The following is an 18,587-nucleotide window of genomic DNA, read 5'->3' on the forward strand; positions in this document are numbered from 1 at the left end:
GTGGCCGGCCCTGGTCGTGCCACTCTGCGCTTCCTGCGCGGTGAGGACCTCGGGTACGTCGACCGTGCGTTGCCGCTGGCTCCGACACGACGTCGATGCTGGACAAGGGCGCATGACGATCTTCCCCGCTCCCGGTGATCGGGACCGCCGGGGCCGGCTGATCATGCGCCAGGTCCCGGCTCGGTGACCTGGCCACCGTCGTCCGGAGCGGATGCCGGGCGCACCCGTGGAAACCCGGGTGCCTGCCGCTTCTGCGCAGGGGTGAGCCCCTCCACACGCGCGGTGAAGTCCGCCACGCGGCGGTGCGTCGCTCCCATATGAGCCTCCCGGTACAGGAAGCCCTCGATGTCGGTCAGGCCGCGGGCGGCCTCCTCACGTGCGTCCATGGCGTACCCCCGATGGAAACGAGAACCCCACATGGTCATGCGGTGCTGCCCTCCTCCGCACGGCCGGCACCCGGGCCCTGCGTCCGCCCACTCGTGACGAAGGCGTCCCCCGGGTGCTGCACGGAGGCGAGAGACACGAGGTCCCGGCCCGTCATGGCCGCGGTGAGCCAGACCGCCAGAACGCGGATCTTGCGCTCCCAGCTGGGCACCGCCAGCACGTGATAACCCCGGTGCATCAACCACGCCGGGAATCCCTTGATGACGATGCCCTTGTACTGGAAGATGCCCTGCCCCAGCCCCAGCGTCGCCACCACGCCCAGGCTGCTGTGGCGGTAGTTCCGGACTCGGCGCGCGCGCAGGTCGGCCACGAGGTTCCTGGCGAGGAGCCTGTCCTGCCGCACGGCGTGCTGGGCGTTCGGTACCGTGCGTGCGCCCGGAACCGGCGAGGCCAGGTCGGGAATGGTCGCGTCGTCACCGGCCGCCCACACGTCCGGCACCGGTTCGCTGTCCGTGCCCACGCGCAGATCGGGGCGGACCAGCAGCAGGCCACGCTCGTCGACCGGTAGGTCCGTGTGGTTGTGCACGACCGGGTTCGAGGCGTTGCCGGCGGCCCAGACGATCAGTGTGCAGTCGTACTCCTCTCCGTCGGAGAGGACGACGTGGCCGTCCTCGGCGGACAGCAGTTGCGTGTTCAGATGGACATGTGCGCCGCGGCGTTCCAGGTGGCGCACCACCCAGGCACCCGGCTTGTCGCTCACCTCGGGCAGGATGCGGCCCCGGGCCTCGACCAGGTGGAAGGACAGGTCGTCGACGGTCAGTTCCGGATAGGACTTGAGCATCGCGGTCGCCAGCGACAGCAGTTCACCGAAGCCCTCGACGCCGGAGAACCCACCTCCCACGAACGTGACGGTGAGCAGCTTTCGCCGCTCGGGGCCGGGTGGCAGCGACGCGGCCTGGTCGAACGCGGTCATCAGCCGGTCACGGATCGCCACGGCCTCCTCCACGTGCTTGAGTCCGATGGCCTGCTGCGCGAGCCCGGGAACGGGGAAGGTGCGGGTCACGGCGCCGGCGGTGACCACGAGGATGTCGTAGCGCAGCTCGTAGGCGTCTCCGCGCACCGGGCGGACGGTCACCGTACGGTCCGCGTCGCGGATCTCGGTCACGGTCCCCGAGATCAGCCGGGTACGGCGCAGGTGCCGCCGCAGCGACACGACGGCGTGACGTGCCTCCACCGAACCGGCCGCCACCTCCGGCAGGAAGGGCTGATAGGTCATGTACGGGCGCGGGTCGACGACCGTGACCCGCGCCTCGCCCGAACGCAGCGCCTTCTCAAGGCCCCACGCGGTGTAGAAGCCCGCGTAGCCGCCACCGACAATCAGAATCTCTCGCATGATTCCCTCTGCTTGTTGTCCGTCACCACGTAGACCGCGCAGGCCGGGCCGATGTGACACGCAAGGGCGACTCAGGCCGTGGAAGTGGCTACCTGCCCGGCGTTCTCGCCCGCAGACAGGGTGCTTGCGCGCCGGGGACCAGGTCTGCGACCTCGTCCGGCGCCGGTCCGTCCGGCACGGGCAGTCCCTGTCGAAGCGGCTCACCGGGGTCGCTGTCGCTCAGGAGTTGGTGGACGGCTCCGTCCATGTCCAGGTGGCATTCCTCGGTACCGGCGGGCACCACCGCGAGGGTTCGTCGCAGGAATGCCTCCAGGGCTCGCGCCGAGGCGGTCACGACGACCGCCTCCTGCTTCGGACACGGGCACAGCGCGATGTGCGCGTTGCCCGCCCCTGGGCCAAGCATCCGGCACACCACCGGGGCAAAACTGTCGGGTTCTCTCATCACATCACCGCTCGGTAAACCGGTGGGATCAGGGGAGCTCGGAGGGCACACGGTGTGACGTGTCATGCGCCTGCTCGTGTGATCCAGGGGCATCACGATTCTGCGCGGCCCCGTGAGCCCGTGCCATCAGTCAGATGACCCGCGAGTCGCCGACGCAGTCACCTTACTGATGTTCATCCTCGCGGGCCGGTGCACGGTGAGCCCAGGCTTTCCCGACAGGAGATCACGGCGCTGCTCGGGCAGGGCACGGCCGCGGGCCGTGCCCTGCTGCTCTCCGGGGAGCCGGGTGTGGGCAAGAGCGTGCTGCTGGGTGAGATCGCCAGGGTCGTGTCCGGGGCGGGCGCCCGGGTTCTGCCGGCCGTCGGCGTCCGGTTCGAGGCCGAACTCGCCTACGCCGGTCGTCCACCAGCTGCTGTTGCCGCTGGACGACCGGTTCGAACGTATGGGAGACCCTCGTCGGAAGGCTCTGCGCGGTGCCCTGGGTTTCGGTGGCGATCCGGTGCCCGACAGGCTGCACGTCTGCGACGCGGTGCTCTTTTTGCTGCGCCAGGCGGCAACCGAACACCCTGTGTTCATCGTCGTGGACGACCTCGCCTGGCTCGACGGGGCCAGTTCTGAGGTGCTGGGCTTCGTCGCCCGTCGGCCGGCGGGCAGCCGCATCGGTGCCCGCTTTCCGGGGCTGGCCGCACCTGTACGGCACCGCGTCCTGACTCAGGCGCAGGAGGTGCGCCCGAGCACCGGCGCTCGTACGGTGAATCAGCAGCTCAGCGCATGCGGCCCCGGGGCTTCAGGGGCGTTGGGGGCAAGGCGGGGGCCGGGATCGGCGCCCCGTCATAGCCTCGTACGGTGCCGAAACGATCACTGGTCATCCAGTCGGCACGGGCCTGCGCGATATCGTCCTGGGTTCTGCCCACGAAGTTCCACCACATGACGATGTGTTCGTCGAAGGGTTCGCCGCCCAGCAGCATCAGCGCGCTGTCGGCGTCGGCCCGCAGGGGCAGTTCGGTGCGGCCGCAGCCGAGGTAGAGCATGGAGCCGGCCTCGACCGGTACGCCGTCGACGGTGGCGGCGCCGGACATGGCGAGCACGGCGTACTCGAAGTCCCGTTCCAGGGGGAGCCGGGCGTCCGTGCCGGCGGCGAGGGCGAGGTCGGCGCCGACGATCGGGGTGTAGGCGGTGCCGGGCGAGGTGGCGCCGTCGACCGAGCCGAGGATGACGGTGGCGCGGAGGCCGCGGCCGCCGTTCACCTCGGGGAGGGAGGCGTGGTGCTCGAAGGCGGGTGCGGTGTGGCGGTGGGCGTCGGGCAGGGCGACCCAGAGCTGGGCGCCGTGCAGGAGCCTGGCGTGCTCGCGCGGGGACTCCTCGGAGTGCGAGATGGCCCGCCCGGAGGTCATCAGGCCCAGCTCGTACGGCCGTACGGTCCGCAGGCTGCCCAGGCTGTCGCGGTGCAGCACCTCGCCGTCGTGCAGCCAGCTGACGGTCTGCAGGCCCATGTGCGGGTGCGGGGGCACCTGCATGCCGGGCTCGTCGGCGATGTCGTCGGGACCGTAGTGGTCGACGAAGCACCAGGCGCCGACCATCCGGCGGCCGAGGTTGGGCAGCAGCCGCCGTACGACCGTGCTTTCGCCCAGGGGTACGACGCGCGGGGCGAGGAGTTCGTGGACCGGCCGCGCCGAGACGTCGTCCCGGCCGCCGCAGAGGGAGGGGACCGGTTTCTGGTCAAGATTGCTCATGGTCCCGACCGTACGCCTGGCGGCGTGCGGTGTGCGGCGTCAGGAGATGGCGGTGTGGACGCCGTGGATCATGTCCCAGGCCTCGCCGACGTAGCGCTCCCGCTCGCCGAGGTGCAGCTGCGGGAAGTAGTTCTTGAGGCCGTCGACCGCCTGTTGTTCTGATTCGCGGCAGTCGCGCAGCAGGAATATCGCCTTGCGCAGGATGTCGTTGTCCATGAATTGAGGTTAGACAGCGAAACACCTGATCAATCGCGTTTTCGGCAGTCATGACCGAAGTGCGGACGGCTTTTTGCCGTCCCGATACTCACGGCTCATTTATGTCGCTCAACAGCGTCACGGGTATCTCAAGAGAGCACGCCCGGAGGAATTCACCGAGGCTCTTGGCCTGCGGGTCGGGCCTGGTCGAGGCGGCGACGCCGTCGCCGAGCAGGCCGTGGATCACGAAGTTGACGGCCCGCAGGTTGGGCAGTTCGTGGCGGCTGACGGAAAGTCCCGCCGCCTCGGGCAGCAGTTCGCGCAGCAGGCCGACGTCCAGGGTCGCCCGCAGCCAGGCGTACGCGTCGTCACCGCGGGCCCAAAGGCCTACGTTGGCGTCGCCGCCCTTGTCGCCGGAGCGGGCGCCGATGATCCGGCCCAGCGGCGCGCGGGCGGTGGGGCCCCCGGGCGGGCGCCCCTGCCGCGGCACGGAGGCCGGCGGCGGGATCACCGGCGGCCGGCGGGGCGGTTCGGGTACGGCAAGCCGGGTGCCGTCGGACAGGACGGCCTCGGCCCGTACGGCGTCGGCGGCGAGCAGGGCCGGCCAGTAGACGCCGTACTCCTCGGCCCGGGGGGAGAAGTGCTCCAGGTACAGCCCGGGGTAGCCGGACAGGCCGGTGCCGACGACGTCGGTGAACAGCGAGCGGCCCACGGTGTCCGGGTCGGGGTCCTTGACGGTGAGGGTGAGCCGGGAGGTGGCCGCCGGGGTGTCGCCACCGTGCTCCAGCCGGACGTCGTACGTGGCGAAGCGCCCGGGGCCGCCGGTGGCGTCACGGAGGGTGGCCTCGGCGAAGGCGGCCTTGGCCTCGATGTCGAGTCCGGTGAGCGCGAAGACCGCGGAATTGCGGTAACCGCCACGGTAGTTGAGGCAGACCTTGAGCGTGTCGGGGGCGGGTTCCCCCCGGGCGCCGCTGACCTGGACCCGGTCGGGGCCGAGCTGCCGGAGCCGCACGGTGTCGAAGCGGGCGATGACGTCGGGATTGAGGTAGGCGGGTCCGCCGATCTCGTAGAGCAGCTGGGCGGTGACGGTGTCGACGGTGACGGCGCCGCCGGTGCCGGGGTGTTTGGTGATGACGGCGGAGCCGTCGGCGCGGAGTTCGGCGATGGGGAAGCCCGGGCGCAGCGGCTGGTCGAGTTCGGTGAAGAAGGCGTAGTTGCCGCCGGTGGCCTGGGCGCCGCACTCGATGATGTGCCCGGCGGTGACGGCTCCGGCGAGCCGGTCCCAGTCGTCGGTCGCCCAGTCGAAGGCCCAGGCGGCCGGGCCGGCCACCAGGGCGGCGTCGGTGACCCGGCCGCAGATCACCACGTCGGCCCCGGCCCGCAGCGCCTCCGTGATGCCCCAGCCGCCGAGGTAGGCGTTGGCGGTGACCGGTTCGGCCCCGGAGCCGGCCAGTGGGCGGCCGGTGGCCAGGTGGGCGAGGTCGTGGCCCTCCTTCTGGAGCCGCGGCAGCCGGGCGAGCAGGTCGTCGCCCTCGACATGGGCGATCCGGGGCCGCAGCCCGGCGGCCCCGGCGAGGGTGCCGAGCCGGGCGGCCAGTCCGGCCGGGTTCAGCCCGCCCGCGTTGACCACGACCTTGATGCCGCGCTCCAGGCAGGTGCCGAGGACGTCGTGCATCTGGGCGAGGAAGCTGACGGCGTATCCGGCCCCGGGGTCGCGCTGCCGGGCCTTCCACAGGATCAGCATCGTCAGCTCGGCGAGGTAGTCGCCGGTCAGGACGTCTATCGGGCCGCCCTCGACCATCTCGCGGGCGGCGGATAGCCGGTCCCCGTAGAAGCCGGAGCAGTTGGCTATCCGCAGGATGCCGTCCCCGGTGCGTGCCTGGCCCTCGCGCAACATGTCCCCCTGTGCCCTGTACCCGGTCGCTGCCTGTGGTGGTGCCCGCGCAACTGTGCCGCCTGTGCGGGCGGGTTGCCCGCGCAGGTGGGTTGCCCGCGCCGGTGGGTTGCCCGCGCCGGTGGTGCCCGGTGGTGCTTACGCCGCCCGCAGGCCCTCCGCCCGCTCACGCGCCTGCTCGGGCGTGAGGTAGATGTCGGTGACCTCGAAGTCCCGCAGCCTGGCGGGGCGCCGGGCCTGGAAGCCGGTACGTACGAAGTCGTCCCCGGCCACCGAGTTGAGCATCCAGCCGGCGACGGTCCGGAAGCGGGCGGGGAAGGTCCGCAGTGCTCCCAGATGATAGCCACGGGCGACGACCTGGGCGGCCGGTCCGCTGAGCGGGATGCCGAACGGCTTGGAGACCGCCTGGGCCCCGCCGAGGTCGACGACCAGGCCGAGGTCCTTGTGCTCGTACGGCTTGCCGGGCCCGCCGCGCAGCGCGGCGACGACGTTCTCGGCGGCGACCTTGCCCTGGCGCATGGCGTGCTGGGCGGTGGGCGGGCAGACCGCGTCGGCGCCCTTGGCGAGGTCGGGGACGGCGGCGGAGTCGCCGAGGGCGAAGATCCCGTCGACGCCGGGCACCGCCATGTCGGCGCCGACGACCAGCCGGCCCCTGACGGTCTCGCTGCCGAGGGTGGCGACCAGCGGGCTGGCGACCACCCCGGCGGTCCAGATCAGCGTCCGGCTGGGGATCTTGCGCCCGTCGGTGAAGGTCACCAGGTCCTCGGTGACCTCGGCGACCGAGACCCCGAGGGAGACCTCGACACCGCGCTTTCTGACGATCTCCAGCGCCTTCTGGCCCAGCTTGTCGCCGAGTTCGGGCATCAGCTTGGGCGCGATGTCGATGAGGTGCCACTTGATGAGCCCCGGGTCGAGCCGGGGGTAGCGCTTCACGGCGGCGGTGGTGAGGCGCTGCAGGCAGGCCGCGGTCTCGGTGCCCGCGTAGCCGCCGCCGACGACCACGAACTGCAGCCGGGAGGCGCGCTCGGCCTCGTCGGCGCTGGCGGAGGCGAGGTCGAGCTGGGTGATGACGTGGTCACGGATGTACGCCGCCTCGGCGAGGGTCTTCATGCCCCGGCCGTAGTCGGTGAGCCCGGGGATGTCGAAGGTCCGGGTGACGCTGCCGGGGGCGAGGACGAGGTAGTCGTAGCGCTCGACGAACTCCTCGTCGGTGATCTTCTTGATGACCACGGCCTTGCCGGGCGCGTCGACCCCGATCGCCCGGCCCGGGATCACCTGCGTACGGTGCAGCATGCGGCGCAGGGCGACGGCCACCGCCTGCGGGGTCAGGACGCCCGCCGCGACGTGCGGCAGCAGCGGCAGGTAGAGCTGGTGGCTCCATGGGGACACCAGGGTGATCTCGGCCTCGTCCGGCGACAGCCGCCGCTCCAGGCGGTGCGCGCACTCCATGCCGGCGAACCCGCCGCCCACCACGAGAATCCGGGGTCGATTCATGCTCTGCCTCTCCAGAGGGGCGTTTCCTGTCCTGCGGCCACGCTCGCACAAGCGCCCTACGGCCGCGAACGGAGCACTACCCCGCGCGTGGCGGGGCAATCCGGCCCAGCGTCCGATCAGGGGTCCCGACCGGAGTCCAGACCGAAGTCCGGACCGAAGTCCAGACCGGAGTCCAGACCGGAGTGAGGACGGCCGATGAGTCACGCCAGAACCGAGCTCCCGCCGTGCGGTTTCGGCTCGGAACTGCGGGACGCGATCAGTCTGCGGGGCCTGGTGATGGTCCTCGGCGGGCTGGTGATCCAGCTGGCGTTCATCGTCTCCTGCCTCGGTGCCTTCCCCTCCCCCACCCCGCGCCGGATCACGGTCGCGGTGGTCGCCCCGGCGCAGGCCCGGGGCAGATCGTGGACCGGCTGAACGCCCTGCCCGTACGGTGGACGCGGGCTTCGTCCAACGAGGCCGGCGGCAGCACCGACACCCTGCTGGTCGCCTCGGCCGCCGGCCCGTCGGTGTCGTCGCAGACCGCCGCCCGGATCGCCCAGGAGCTGGAGAAGGCCCAGCACCGGCAGGTCACCGTGACCGACATCCGGGCCCCCGGCAAGGGCGACGGCCGCGGCATGACCTCGTTCTACCTGAGGACCACGGGCCCTCCCCGCACGGCCTTCGCACGACCGCGCTCGGTTTCGCCGTGGCGGCCGTGATGTTCGCGGCCCTTCCCGCGAGCATGCTGCTGGGGGTGGGCTGAGGTGATCAGGGTGCTGATCGCCGACGACGAGCCGCTGATCACGGCCGGGATCCGCACGGTGCTGGAATCCGCCGGCGACATCGACGTCATCGCACAGGCGGAGAACGACCGTTCGGCGGTGGAGCAGGTGATCGGGCACCGTCCGGATGGGGCGCTGATCGACATCAGCATGCCGGTGATGGACGGTCTGAGCGCCGTCGAGGACCTCCGCCGGCGGATGCCCGGGCTGCGGACCGTGATGCTGACGGCGTTCGGTGCGGAGCCGCACGTGCTGCGCGCCCTCCACCACCGCGCGACCGTTCCTGCTCAAGAACTGCGCTCCCGACGAGCTGATCCACGCGGTCGGAGCGGCGCACGACGGCGACGCCTATCTCTCTCCGCCGGTGGCGCGCCTGGTACTGGGCATGATCGCGCCCGTGGAGGCCGGCCGCAGACAGCAAGCCGTCGAGCGGCCGGCCGCCCTGACGGCCCGTGAGTCGCAGGTCCTGCGGCTGGTCGCCGAGGGCCTGTCCAACGCCGGGATCGGCCGGCGGCTCCACACCAGCGAGACGACCGTCAAGACCTGTGTGAGCCGTGTCCTCGCCAGGCTCGGCTGCTCCAACCGTGTCCAGGCGGCCCTGCTGGCCCGCGACGCCGGTCCGCGACATCTCAGCGGAACCGATCCCCACGGCACGGCGATCGGTCCTGAGGCACCTGCCGCGGCGCGGGGCGTTCTCGTCTAGGGTGACGCCATGCCGCCGACGCCGACGCACGACGATCTGCCGCAGTTCGCACTCGCCTTCCCCGGGCCGTTGCGCGACCGGCTCGTCGCCGCCGTGCTGTCCGGTGCGAAGACCTCCACGACCGGGCTGCTGCGGGAGTACGAGCAGGACGGTGATCCGCTGCCGGTGCCCGGGGACCGGGCCGTGATGGTCGACTCCGCCGGGCGGCCGGTCGCCGTGGTGGAGACCACGCAGGTGCGGGTCGTCCCGCTGGGCGAGGTCGACCTGGCCCACGCCGTCGACGAGGGCGAGGGTCACGTGTCGGTCGCCGGGTGGCGGGCGGCCCATGAGGGCTTCTGGCACAGCGAGGAGATGCGGGAGGCCCTCGGCGACCCGGAGTTCACCGTCGGCGACACCACCACGGTCGTCGCCGAGCGGTTCCGGGTCGTGGAACGGCTCGCGCTCGACAGCCAGGACGTACGGGACGCCCAGGACGTACTGGACGCCGGCGAGCTCCTGGACATCGTCGACGAGCACGACCGCGTCGTCGACCGGGTGGCCCGCGCCGAGGCCTATGCCCGGGGGCTGCGGCACCGCTGCGTCTTCATCCACGTGACGGACGGCCAGGGCCGGGTCTTCGTCCACCGGCGGACGGCCCGCAAACTGGTCTTCCCCTCGCTGTACGACATGTTCGTCGGCGGTGTGGTCGGCGCGGGCGAGAGCTACGACGACGCCGCGCTGCGCGAGGCCGAGGAGGAGCTGGGCGTCCACGGACTGCCGCGGCCCGTACCGCTGTTCGGCTTCCTCTACCAGGGCGCCGGGGATTCCGCCGGCCACAGCTGGTGGAGCCGCGTCTACGAGGTGCGCTGCGAACTGCCGGTGCGGCCCCAGGCCGAAGAGGTGGCGTGGCACGCCTTCCTCACCCGCGACGAGCTGGACCGCCGGCTGACGGAGTGGACGTGGGTGCCGGACGGCCTGGAGGCCTACCGCAGGCTCAGGGCCCAGGCCCTGTCCGACAAATAGCGCCGCCCGCCCGGAGGGCGGGTCCCACGGCTCCCCCGGCCACCGCCGGGTGGGGGTGTCTCCTTGCGTGCGATCGCAAGGCGGTGGGGGCACTCCCCCAGCCTTCGGCCGGGGGCACCCCCACCGGACCGAGTCCGGGGGAGATCACCCTCGTAGTGGGCTGCTCGGACCTGCGTGCCAGACGCCGTGGGACAGGCGGGATGTGTCGGACAGGGCCTAGGCTGGCCGGTGTGATCGGCTGGGTGACCCGGGTGCGGCTGTGGCTGTCGCCGCAGGAGACGCGTACGGAGGGCACGACTCCCGACTACCGCTTCTCCCTCGCCAACGAACGCACCTTCCTGGCCTGGCTGCGCACCGCCCTGGCGCTGATCGGCGGCGGTTTCGCCGTCGACCAGTTCCTGCCGAGGCTGCACCGGCCGGTGCGGGTGACGCTGGCGGTGCTGCTGCTCCTGGGCGGCGCGATGTGCGCGCTGCGCGCCGTCAACCACTGGATCCGCTGCGAGCGCGCCATGCGGCGCGGGGAGGATCTGCCGGTGTCGCGCTTCCCGGTCCTGCTGGCGCTGCTCGTCACGGCCGTCGCGCTGCTCATGGTGCTGGTCGCCGTGCTCGGCTGGGCCGGCTGATGGCCGCCGGGCGCGACCCGGGGCTGCAGCCCGAGCGGACCCGGCTGGCCTGGCGCCGTACCACCCTGGCCTGCGCGGTGGCGGCGGTCCTGGCCGGCCGGCAGGCCCTGCACCGGGGGCTCTCACCGGCCGGGGTGGTGGCGGTGGCGCTGTGCGCGCTGGTGCTGCTGGCCTTTCTCGCCCTCGCCCAGGCCCGGATCGCCGCTCTCGGCACCGGCCGGCCGCCCGCCGCACTGCCGCCGGGTACGGCGGTGGCGGCGGTGGTGTGCGTGATCGCGCTGGCCGCGTTCGGGGCCTCGGTGCTGGTGTGAGCGCCCGGGCCGGGTGAGCGGTCAGGCGGCGGGTTCCTCCACCGGGGTGCGCAGGCCGGCGTCCCACTTCTCCTCGATGCGGCCGTACTTCCAGACGGCGAGGGCGACGGCCCAGGTGGCGACGAAGAGACCGACGATCCAGAAGCCGACGGTGTTGAGGTCGACGGAGGAGACCGCGTCCCAGAAGGGGCCGGTGAGGTCGAGCTTCTCGGCGAGGATCGAGAGCAGTTCGATGCCGCCGATGATGAAGGCGACCGCGATGGACAGGCCGGTGATGGTGAGGTTGTAGTAGACCTTCCGGACCGGCTTGGAGAACGCCCAGCCGTAGGCGAAGTTCATGAATGAGCCGTCGATGGTGTCCAGGAGGGACATGCCGGCGGCGAAGAGCACGGGCAGGCACAGGATCGCGTACCAGGGCAGGCCCGAGGCCACCGAGCCGGCGGCGAGGACGAGCAGGCTGATCTCGGTGACGGTGTCGAAGCCGAGGCCGAAGAGGATGCCGAGCGGGTACATCTGCCAGGGCTTGCGGATGGCGCGGGTGGCGCGGCCCAGGATGCGGTTCATGAAACCGCGGTTGTTCAGGTGCTCTTCGAGTTGTGCCTCGTCGTAGTTGCCTCGGCGCATGTCGCGGAAGACCCTGCCCAGGCCGACCAGGATGACGAGGTTGATGGCGGCGATCAGCAGCAGGAAGGCGCCGGAGACCAGGGTTCCGACGAGGCCGCCGACCTGGTGCAGCCGCGAGTCGTCGTCGGCGAGTCCGGTGCCGACCGCCCGGACGCCGAGGGCCAGCAGGAAGGTGAGGCCGAAGACCACCGAGGAGTGCCCCAGCGAGAACCAGAAGCCCACCGAGAGCGGACGCTTGCCGTCCTCCATGAGCTTGCGGGTGGTGTTGTCGATGGCGGCGATGTGGTCGGCGTCGAAGGCGTGGCGCAGGCCGAGGGTGTAGGCGGTCAGGCCGGTGCCGAAGCCGAAGGCGCCGCCGGCGAGCCGGTAGTGGCCGGGGACGACGATGAAGGCGAGCAGGCCGAAGCCGACCAGGTGCAGGAGCAGCACGAAGCCGGCCATGCCTCCGAGGCCGCTCCACTCACGGCGGGTGAGGGCCGGCATGCGGGTGCGTTCGGTCTGGGCCACGGGCGTGTCCTCTGCGGGTCGGGAATCGTTATTGCGCATAGTACGCAACAACGATTCCCGTGCACAGAGCGGGTCCGCGCCGGGGCGCGGCCACGGGTCAGCCGACGGTGACGACGATCTTGCCCCGGGTGTGGCCCTCGGCGTTCAGCCGCTGGGCGTCGGCGGCGCGCTCCAGCGGGAACGTGGCGGCGACCTCGACGCCCAGCACGCCGCTCTCGGCGAGTTCGCCCAGGGCCGCGAGGTCGGCCGCGTCGGGGCGGACCCAGAAGTAGCGTCCGCCGAGGCCGAGCACGGCCGGGTCGGCGATGGAGACGAGCCGGCCCCGGTCGGCGAGCAGGTCGGGCGAGATGGTGAGCGCCTCACCGCCGATCAGGTCCAGGACGGCGTCCACCCCGCCGGGGGCGAGGGCGGCGACCCGGTCGGCGAGCCCCTCCCCGTACGTGACGGGCTCGGCGCCCAGCGAGCGCAGGTAGTCGTGGTTGCGCTCGCTCGCGGTGCCGATGACGCGGGCTCCGAGGTGGGCGGCGATCTGGACGGCCAGCGAGCCGACCCCGCCGGCCGCGGCGTGCACGAGCACGGTCTCGCCCTTGCCGAGCCGGATCGCCCTGACCAGCGACTGGTAGGCGGTGAGCCCGGCCAGCGGCAGCCCGGCGGCCTGCTCGAAGCTCAGGCCGCGGGGCTTGCGGGCCAGGGTGCGCACGGGGGCGGCGACGTACTCGGCGAAGGTGCCCCGGGAGAGGAAGTCCTCGCGTACGTAGCCGATGACCTCGTCGCCCTCGGCGTACTCGACCGCGTCCACCCCGGGCCGGACGACCACCCCGGAGACGTCCCAGCCGGGCACGACGGGGAAGGCCGTGGGCAGCAGCCCGTCCAGGCCGCCCGCCTGGGCCTTCCAGTCGACGGGGTTGACGGCCGCCGCCCGGACCCTGACCAGGACGTTGTCCGGGCCGACCTTGGGCTCGGGCAGCTCCCCGTACTCCAGGACCTCGGGGCCGCCGTAGGTGCGGTAGCTGATCGCCTTCATGAGCCTGCTCCTCAGACGGTCGCGGGAGTGGATTCGGCGGAACCCATGGAACCCGTGGAACCAGCGGTCGCGGTGCCGGTCGTCCCGGGCCCAGCTTCGGCCGCCGGGCCGGGTTCCGCCACAGCGGGCGGCTTCCGCAGGCCCAGCCAGGCGACCAGCGCCACCAGGGCCAGGGCGACGGTGGCGATGACGAAGCTCAGCGTGAACTGCGACTCGGCGGGCAGCGCCGGGTAGCCGGCCGGCAGTCCCCGGACACTCCTGGAGGCGAGCACGGTGGTGATGACGGCGGTGCCGATGGCGCTTCCGGTGGACCGGGAGATGGAGTTGATGCCGTTGGCGATGCCGCTCTGGTGGTGCGGGACGCTCGCCATGATCACGGCGGGCATGGCCGCGTAACCGAAGCTGATGGCCACACCGATCAGCATCCCGGCACCGATCACCGACACGTCGTGCGTGTGGTCGGCGGTGATCCAGGCGAAGCCGGCGACCCCGGAGGCGGAGGCCAGCGCGAGCACCAGCCGCGGGCCGTGGCGGCGGACCAGCTGACCGCCGACCGGGGCGGCCAGCAGCGACATGACGGCGCTGGGCAGCAGGTACTCCACGGAGGCCCGCAGGATGGAGGCGTCGAAGCCGTAGCCGACGACGGCCGAGGGCATCTGGACGAGGTAGGAGATGCCGATGAAGGAGGTGAAGGAGCCGAAGCCGACCAGCAGCCCGGCGGCGTTGGCGAAGAGCACCGGCCGGTGGACGAACATCCGCATGTCGACGAGGGGTTCACGGACCCGGCGCTCCACCAGCACCCAGACCGCCGCCATGACGGCGGAGCCGGCGAAGGAGCCGGTCGTACGGGCGGAGGACCAGCCCCACTCGTGGCCCTGGGTGATGGGCAGCAGGAGCAGCACGAGGGTGGCGGCCAGGCTCAGCGCGCCCAGCACGTCGGTGCGGCCGCCGGACTTCTGGCGGGTGGCGGGGACCAGCAGGACCACCGCGGCCAGGGCGATCACGGCCAGCGCGGTGGCCAGCCAGAAGGCGCTGCGGTAGTCGGGGTCGTCACCGGAGGTGAGCAGGCCGACGGCGACCAGCGCGAGCCCGCTGCCGAAGGCGAGGGTGCCGCTGACCAGGGCCATCGCCCCGGGGAGCTTGGCCGGGCGGATCTCCTCGCGCAGGACGGACAGGGCCAGCGGGAAGATCGCGGTGGCGGCGCCCTGGAGCACCCGGCCGACGATGAGCCAGCCGAGGGAGTGAGTCGTGGCGGCGAGCACGGAGCCCGCGACCATCACCACCAGGACGGCGACGAGGGTCTGCTTCTTGCCGTGCTGGTCGCCGAAGCGGCCGAGCAGCGGGGTGAAGACGGCGGCGGACAGCAGGGTGGCGGTGGTGACCCAACTGGCGTTGGCGGTGGTGGTGTTCAGGCTGGTCTGGATGAGCGTGAGGATCGGCACGACGAGCGTCTGCATCATCGCGACGACCATGGCGGCCAGGCTCAGCGCGAAGACGATGACCGTCTCGTTCTGCGGCCCGGCCGGCTTGGCCGATCCGTCCCGCTTGGCCGATCCGTCCCGCTTGTCCGGCGCGTCGAGGGTGTTCATGGGGTTTGCGGCTTCCCTGCTGTCAGTTGCTTCATGACGTTGATGCTTGAGGACGTCAAGCAACAGGATCGACCGTAGGCGCCGATACTTAAGGTCGTCAAGTTAATGATTCAGGTCCTCAAGCATCCTGGGTACACTCGGGCCATGACCGCCCCCGTCTCGTCCACCCCCGCCAAGATCCAGCTGCTGGAACTGCTCGCCGCCATCGGCACCGCCCAGTGGCAGGACTTCGCGGCCGCCGCCGCCCGGCACGGCCTCACCTCCATGCAGGCCAAGGTCCTCGCCCAGCTGCACGGCCCGGTCCCGATGCGCGGCCTGGCCGAGGCCCTGGTGTGTGACGCGTCCAACATCACCGGCATCGTCGACCGGCTGGAGTCGCACGGGTTCGTACGCCGCGAGGTGAGCCCCACCGACCGCCGGGTCAAGAACGTCGTCGCCACCGATCTCGGCCGCGACACCATCCGCCGCGTACGCGAGGAGATGCAGGCCACGCACGGCGCGCTGGACACCCTGGACGACGAGGAGCGTTCGGCACTGTACGGCCTGCTGGAGCGGCTGCGGCCGGTGATGGAGGACCGGCACCGGGCCTGACCCGGCGGCCCGGGCACCCTCGGCCCCGGGTGCGGCCTTCCGGTTTTCGCGCCGGTACGCTACGCGGACGCAGGAAGGCCCAAGGATTCATGTATCTGATCACCGGTGTCCCGGCATCCGGAAAGTCCACGGTGGCGCGGGAGCTGGCCGGACGCCTGCCGCGTTCCGCGCATGTCAACGGCGACGCGTTCCGGCGGATGGTGGTCGGCGGACGGGTGGAGACGGAACCGGCGTACGACCCCGAGGCGCTGCGGCAGTTGCGGCTGCGGCACGAGATCGCTGCGGCGACGGCGGACGCGTACGCGGCGGCGGGATTCGTACCGGTGCTCCAGGACGTGATCCTCGGTGACGAGCTGGCACGGACCATCTCGATGGTGCGCACCCGGCCACTGCATGTGATCGTGCTCGCCCCCAGCCCGCGCGCGGTCGCCGAACGGGAGGCCGGCCGGGCCAAGTCGGCCTACGGAGTGTGGACCCCGGCGGAGCTGGACCGGGCGCTGCGCGAGGAGACCCCGCGGTTCGGCCTGTGGCTGGACACCACGGACCAGACCCCCCAGGAGACCGTGGACGCGATACTCCTGCACGCGGCGCCCTGAGATCCGGCGCGCAGGCGCCCGTGCCGGTACTGCCACGGGTACGAAACACCCACGGCGTTCCCCCAGCGGGTCGCCCGGACGAGGAGGTACCAGCGCATGACCGCTGTGGTGGTTGTCATGGGAGTGTCCGGATCGGGCAAGACGACGGTCGGCGCACTGCTCGCCGAACGGCTCGGCGTCCCGTACGCCGAGGCGGACGATTTCCACTCGCCCGCCAACGTCGCCAGGATGGCCGCCGGCCACCCGCTGGACGACGCCGACCGGGCGCCCTGGCTGGACGCGATCGCCGGCTGGATCACCGCCCGCCACGGCAGCGGCGGTGTCATCAGCTGCTCGGCGCTGCGGCGCCGCTACCGGGACCGGCTGCGGTCGGACGCCCCGGACCTGTTCTTCCTCCATCTCGACGGGCCGAGCGAGCTGATCGCCGCCCGGCTGGCCGCCCGGACGGGCCACTTCATGCCGCCCGGCCTGCTGCGCTCGCAGTTCGAGGCCCTGGAGCCACTGGAGCCGGACGAGGCGGGGGCGGTCGTCCCGCTCGACGGCGACCCGGAGCAGATCACCGAGCGGGCGCTGGCCGCCCTCCCGCGCTGACGCGGCGCGCGGGGGCCGGTGACTGCTACGTTCCTCCGGTGCCCGTCACCGAGGAAACCGCGCCATATCTCACCGAACTGGCACCCGGGGTGCACGCCTACGTCCAGCCGGACGGCGGTTGGTGCCTGAACAACGCCGGATTCGTCAGTGACGGACACAGCACCCTGCTGGTGGACACCACCGCGACCGAGGAGCGCACCCGGATGCTCCGCGACGCGCTGCTGGCCACCGGCGCCCCGATGCCCTCGTACCTGGTGAGCACCCATCACCACGGGGACCACACCTACGGCAACCACCTGTTCGCCGGGCAGGCGGAGATCATCGGGCACGCCGCCTGCGCGACGGAGCAGGAGGCCGCCGGCCACCAGCTCCACCTGATCTGGCCCGACGTGGAGTACGGCGAGGTGCCGGTGACGCCGCCCACGGTCACGTACCAGGACCGGACGGAGCTGGAGGCCGGCGGCACCCGGGTGGAACTGATCCACCCGGGGCCGGCCCACACCACCGGGGACACCATCGTCTGGCTGCCCGAGCGGCGGGTGGTCTTCACCGGGGACCTGGTCTTCAACGGGGCCACTCCCTTCGTCCTGTTCGGCTCGCTCAGCGGCTCCCTGCGGGCCCTGGGGGTGCTGCGCGAGCTGGACGCGCGGATCGTGGTGCCCGGCCACGGCCCGGTGTGCGATCCGGGGGCGTACGACACGGTGGAGCGGTATCTGCACCAGGTGGCCGTCCTCGCCGCTCAGGGGCGCGCCGCCGGGCGCACCCCCCTGGAGACGGCCCGGACCGCCGGTCCGGACGATTTGGGCGCCCTGACCGAGCCCGAGCGGCTGGTCGCCAATCTGCACCGCGCCTACGCCGAGATGGACGGGCTGCCGCCCGGCGTGCCCCTGGACCTGGTGGCCGTCCTCGGTGACATGGCCGCTCTCAACGGCGGGACGATCCCGCGCAGCCGGGCCTGAACCGGGCCGCGACCGCCAGGTCCGCGCGGTGTGTCGCCCGCCTCGTGTCCGGGTCAATGTGCCGGGGGAACTGGACGACATACCGACTGGTCGGCATGATGGTCGGAGGCAGGCATCCACCAGGGGCTAGGAGCGTTGATGAGCGGCGGGACGGACAATCCACCGGGACTCGATCCCGGGCGGCTGCGCGAGCATCTCGACCACGCGCGCCCCGGGCTGGTCACCGGTCCGCTGCGGGCCTCGCTGATCGAGGGCGGCCGGTCGAATCTGACCTACGCCGTCACCGACGGCACCTCCCGGTGGGTCGTACGCCGTCCGCCGCTCGGCCACGTCCTGGCCACCGCCCATGACATGACCCGTGAGCACCGCGTCATCAGCGCCCTGCACGGCACCCCGGTGCCCGTGCCCGGCACCGTACTGCTCTGCGAGGACCCCGAGGTGATCGGGGCGCCCTTCTACGTCATGGAGTACGTGGACGGCGTGCCGTACCGCTTCGCCGGCGAACTGGCCGCGCTCGGTCCGCGGCGCACCCGGGAGGTGGTCATCGGCCTGGTGGACACCCTGGTGGCCCTGCACGCCGTGGACCCGCAGGCGGTGGGGCTGGGCGACTTCGGACGACCGGAGGGCTTCCTGGAACGGCAGCTGCGGCGCTGGGGCAAGCAGCTGGACGCCTCCCGCAGCCGGGAGCTGGCCGGTATCGACGAACTGCACGAGGCCCTGGCGAAGGCGCTGCCCGCCTCGGGCCCGGCGGCGGTGGTGCACGGCGACTACCGGCTGGACAACGTGCTGGTCGGGCCGGAGGACGACCAGGTCAAGGCGATCCTGGACTGGGAGATGTCCACCCTCGGCGATCCCCTCACCGACCTCGGTCTGCTCGTGATGTACAGCGACCGTGAGGCCCCCGCCGACTCCCCCGTGCCCACCGCGAGCGGAGCCCCCGGCCACCCGGACGCCCACGAGATCATCGCCCGCTACGCACAGGGCTCGGGCCGCGACGTGTCCGCCATCGGCTGGTACACCGCCTTCGCCTACTTCAAGCTCGCGGTCATCGCCGAGGGCATCCACTACCGCTACACACTCGGGCAGACCGTCGGCGCCGGCTTCGACCTCATCGGCGACCTCGTCCCCGGCCTCATCACCCGGGGCCTGAACATCCTCCAGGAAGGCTGAG

20 protein-coding genes and 2 pseudogenes are annotated in these 18,587 nt (G+C 72.1%); 12 read left to right on the forward strand and 10 right to left on the reverse strand.

Annotated elements, in window-relative coordinates; genetic code table 11:
• Positions 1 to 161 precede the first annotated feature (161 nt).
• From RWE79_RS08765 to RWE79_RS08795, 7 genes are all read right to left on the reverse strand, one after another.
• The gene (locus RWE79_RS08765) at positions 162 to 386 is read right to left on the reverse strand and encodes a hypothetical protein (protein WP_475939451.1); all 225 of its coding nucleotides are present in this window, start codon (positions 384 to 386) and stop codon (positions 162 to 164) included.
• Positions 387 to 421: 35 nt separating this feature from the next.
• Positions 422 to 1,777, reverse strand: coding sequence for an NAD(P)/FAD-dependent oxidoreductase (locus RWE79_RS08770; RefSeq protein ID WP_475939452.1), 1,356 nt, complete (start codon positions 1,775 to 1,777; stop codon positions 422 to 424).
• An 88-nt stretch (positions 1,778 to 1,865) separates the two neighbouring features.
• The gene (locus RWE79_RS08775; RefSeq protein WP_475939453.1) at positions 1,866 to 2,219 is read right to left on the reverse strand and encodes a hypothetical protein; all 354 of its coding nucleotides are present in this window, start codon (positions 2,217 to 2,219) and stop codon (positions 1,866 to 1,868) included.
• A gap of 764 nt (positions 2,220 to 2,983) precedes the next feature.
• Positions 2,984 to 3,952, reverse strand: coding sequence for a pirin family protein (locus RWE79_RS08780; protein ID WP_475939454.1), 969 nt, complete (start codon positions 3,950 to 3,952; stop codon positions 2,984 to 2,986).
• 39 nt (positions 3,953 to 3,991) lie between these two features.
• The gene (locus RWE79_RS08785) at positions 3,992 to 4,168 is read right to left on the reverse strand and encodes a hypothetical protein (protein ID WP_475939455.1); all 177 of its coding nucleotides are present in this window, start codon (positions 4,166 to 4,168) and stop codon (positions 3,992 to 3,994) included.
• An 88-nt stretch (positions 4,169 to 4,256) separates the two neighbouring features.
• Positions 4,257 to 6,044: an acyclic terpene utilization AtuA family protein gene (locus tag RWE79_RS08790; RefSeq protein ID WP_475939456.1), complete on the reverse strand. Its 1,788-nt coding sequence runs from the start codon at positions 6,042 to 6,044 to the stop codon at positions 4,257 to 4,259.
• A gap of 135 nt (positions 6,045 to 6,179) precedes the next feature.
• Entirely contained in the window at positions 6,180 to 7,535 is a 1,356-nt protein-coding gene (locus RWE79_RS08795; RefSeq protein WP_475939457.1) for an NAD(P)/FAD-dependent oxidoreductase, read from the reverse strand.
• Between the two features lie 195 nt (positions 7,536 to 7,730).
• Here RWE79_RS08795 and RWE79_RS08800 point away from each other — a divergent pair, with 195 nt between their 5' ends.
• From RWE79_RS08800 to RWE79_RS08830, 7 genes and pseudogenes are all read left to right on the forward strand, one after another.
• Complete coding sequence (locus RWE79_RS08800; RefSeq protein ID WP_475939458.1) at positions 7,731 to 7,949, forward strand: hypothetical protein; 219 nt, start codon at positions 7,731 to 7,733, stop codon at positions 7,947 to 7,949.
• On the forward strand, positions 7,937 to 8,233 hold the full coding sequence (locus RWE79_RS08805) for a hypothetical protein (RefSeq protein ID WP_475939459.1): 297 nt from the start codon (positions 7,937 to 7,939) through the stop codon (positions 8,231 to 8,233). Before RWE79_RS08800 ends, RWE79_RS08805 begins: the two co-directional genes overlap by 13 nt.
• 45 nt (positions 8,234 to 8,278) lie before the next feature.
• A pseudogene (locus tag RWE79_RS08810) lies at positions 8,279 to 8,915 on the forward strand (response regulator transcription factor); the annotation flags it as partial.
• Positions 8,916 to 9,008: 93 nt separating this feature from the next.
• Positions 9,009 to 9,419 (forward strand): annotated as a pseudogene (locus RWE79_RS08815) (ASCH domain-containing protein); the annotation flags it as partial.
• Positions 9,420 to 9,425: 6 nt separating this feature from the next.
• On the forward strand, positions 9,426 to 10,001 hold the full coding sequence (locus RWE79_RS08820; protein WP_475945691.1) for an NUDIX hydrolase: 576 nt from the start codon (positions 9,426 to 9,428) through the stop codon (positions 9,999 to 10,001).
• 200 nt (positions 10,002 to 10,201) lie between these two features.
• Positions 10,202 to 10,624, forward strand: a complete 423-nt coding sequence (locus tag RWE79_RS08825; protein WP_475939460.1) for a YidH family protein — start codon at positions 10,202 to 10,204, stop codon at positions 10,622 to 10,624.
• Positions 10,624 to 10,935, forward strand: a complete 312-nt coding sequence (locus tag RWE79_RS08830; RefSeq protein ID WP_475939461.1) for a DUF202 domain-containing protein — start codon at positions 10,624 to 10,626, stop codon at positions 10,933 to 10,935. Before RWE79_RS08825 ends, RWE79_RS08830 begins: the two co-directional genes overlap by 1 nt.
• Positions 10,936 to 10,956: 21 nt before the next feature.
• Here RWE79_RS08830 and nicT read toward each other — a convergent pair whose 3' ends face one another.
• The 3 genes from nicT to RWE79_RS08845 form a co-directional block, all read right to left on the reverse strand.
• Complete coding sequence (gene nicT, locus RWE79_RS08835; RefSeq protein ID WP_475945693.1) at positions 10,957 to 12,042, reverse strand: Nickel transporter NicT; 1,086 nt, start codon at positions 12,040 to 12,042, stop codon at positions 10,957 to 10,959.
• A 121-nt stretch (positions 12,043 to 12,163) separates the two neighbouring features.
• Entirely contained in the window at positions 12,164 to 13,090 is a 927-nt protein-coding gene (locus RWE79_RS08840; RefSeq protein WP_475939462.1) for an NADP-dependent oxidoreductase, read from the reverse strand.
• A gap of 11 nt (positions 13,091 to 13,101) precedes the next feature.
• Complete coding sequence (locus RWE79_RS08845) at positions 13,102 to 14,679, reverse strand: MFS transporter (RefSeq protein ID WP_475939463.1); 1,578 nt, start codon at positions 14,677 to 14,679, stop codon at positions 13,102 to 13,104.
• Positions 14,680 to 14,823: 144 nt separating this feature from the next.
• Here RWE79_RS08845 and RWE79_RS08850 point away from each other — a divergent pair, with 144 nt between their 5' ends.
• From RWE79_RS08850 to RWE79_RS08870, 5 genes are all read left to right on the forward strand, one after another.
• Positions 14,824 to 15,270: a MarR family winged helix-turn-helix transcriptional regulator gene (locus RWE79_RS08850; protein WP_475939464.1), complete on the forward strand. Its 447-nt coding sequence runs from the start codon at positions 14,824 to 14,826 to the stop codon at positions 15,268 to 15,270.
• 89 nt (positions 15,271 to 15,359) lie between these two features.
• Positions 15,360 to 15,866 carry an AAA family ATPase gene (locus RWE79_RS08855; protein ID WP_475939465.1) on the forward strand — a complete coding sequence of 169 codons (507 nt, stop codon included), beginning with the start codon at positions 15,360 to 15,362 and terminating at the stop codon, positions 15,864 to 15,866.
• A gap of 96 nt (positions 15,867 to 15,962) precedes the next feature.
• Positions 15,963 to 16,457, forward strand: a complete 495-nt coding sequence (locus RWE79_RS08860) for a gluconokinase (protein WP_475939466.1) — start codon at positions 15,963 to 15,965, stop codon at positions 16,455 to 16,457.
• 38 nt (positions 16,458 to 16,495) lie between these two features.
• On the forward strand, positions 16,496 to 17,416 hold the full coding sequence (locus RWE79_RS08865; protein ID WP_475939467.1) for an MBL fold metallo-hydrolase: 921 nt from the start codon (positions 16,496 to 16,498) through the stop codon (positions 17,414 to 17,416).
• 138 nt (positions 17,417 to 17,554) lie between these two features.
• Entirely contained in the window at positions 17,555 to 18,586 is a 1,032-nt protein-coding gene (locus tag RWE79_RS08870; protein ID WP_475939468.1) for a phosphotransferase family protein, read from the forward strand.
• Position 18,587 lies beyond the last annotated feature (1 nt).

This window comes from Streptomyces sp. RLA131, assembly GCF_056270125.1.

Excerpts from the sequence above, each read along its gene's own strand:
- RWE79_RS08765 (WP_475939451.1), bottom strand. The coding sequence starts at position 386 with ATGGACGCACGTGAGGAGGCCGCCCGCGGCCTGACCGACATCGAGGGC.
- RWE79_RS08770 (WP_475939452.1), bottom strand. The coding sequence starts at position 1,777 with ATGCGAGAGATTCTGATTGTCGGTGGCGGCTACGCGGGCTTCTACACC.
- RWE79_RS08775 (WP_475939453.1), bottom strand. The coding sequence starts at position 2,219 with ATGAGAGAACCCGACAGTTTTGCCCCGGTGGTGTGCCGGATGCTTGGC.
- RWE79_RS08780 (WP_475939454.1), bottom strand. The coding sequence starts at position 3,952 with ATGAGCAATCTTGACCAGAAACCGGTCCCCTCCCTCTGCGGCGGCCGG.
- RWE79_RS08785 (WP_475939455.1), bottom strand. The coding sequence starts at position 4,168 with ATGGACAACGACATCCTGCGCAAGGCGATATTCCTGCTGCGCGACTGC.
- RWE79_RS08790 (WP_475939456.1), bottom strand. The coding sequence starts at position 6,044 with ATGTTGCGCGAGGGCCAGGCACGCACCGGGGACGGCATCCTGCGGATA.
- RWE79_RS08795 (WP_475939457.1), bottom strand. The coding sequence starts at position 7,535 with ATGAATCGACCCCGGATTCTCGTGGTGGGCGGCGGGTTCGCCGGCATG.
- RWE79_RS08800 (WP_475939458.1), top strand. The coding sequence starts at position 7,731 with ATGAGTCACGCCAGAACCGAGCTCCCGCCGTGCGGTTTCGGCTCGGAA.
- RWE79_RS08825 (WP_475939460.1), top strand. The coding sequence starts at position 10,202 with ATGTGTCGGACAGGGCCTAGGCTGGCCGGTGTGATCGGCTGGGTGACC.
- RWE79_RS08830 (WP_475939461.1), top strand. The coding sequence starts at position 10,624 with ATGGCCGCCGGGCGCGACCCGGGGCTGCAGCCCGAGCGGACCCGGCTG.
- nicT (WP_475945693.1), bottom strand. The coding sequence starts at position 12,042 with ATGCCGGCCCTCACCCGCCGTGAGTGGAGCGGCCTCGGAGGCATGGCC.
- RWE79_RS08840 (WP_475939462.1), bottom strand. The coding sequence starts at position 13,090 with ATGAAGGCGATCAGCTACCGCACCTACGGCGGCCCCGAGGTCCTGGAG.
- RWE79_RS08845 (WP_475939463.1), bottom strand. The coding sequence starts at position 14,679 with ATGAACACCCTCGACGCGCCGGACAAGCGGGACGGATCGGCCAAGCGG.
- RWE79_RS08850 (WP_475939464.1), top strand. The coding sequence starts at position 14,824 with ATGACCGCCCCCGTCTCGTCCACCCCCGCCAAGATCCAGCTGCTGGAA.
- RWE79_RS08855 (WP_475939465.1), top strand. The coding sequence starts at position 15,360 with ATGTATCTGATCACCGGTGTCCCGGCATCCGGAAAGTCCACGGTGGCG.
- RWE79_RS08860 (WP_475939466.1), top strand. The coding sequence starts at position 15,963 with ATGACCGCTGTGGTGGTTGTCATGGGAGTGTCCGGATCGGGCAAGACG.
- RWE79_RS08870 (WP_475939468.1), top strand. The coding sequence starts at position 17,555 with ATGAGCGGCGGGACGGACAATCCACCGGGACTCGATCCCGGGCGGCTG.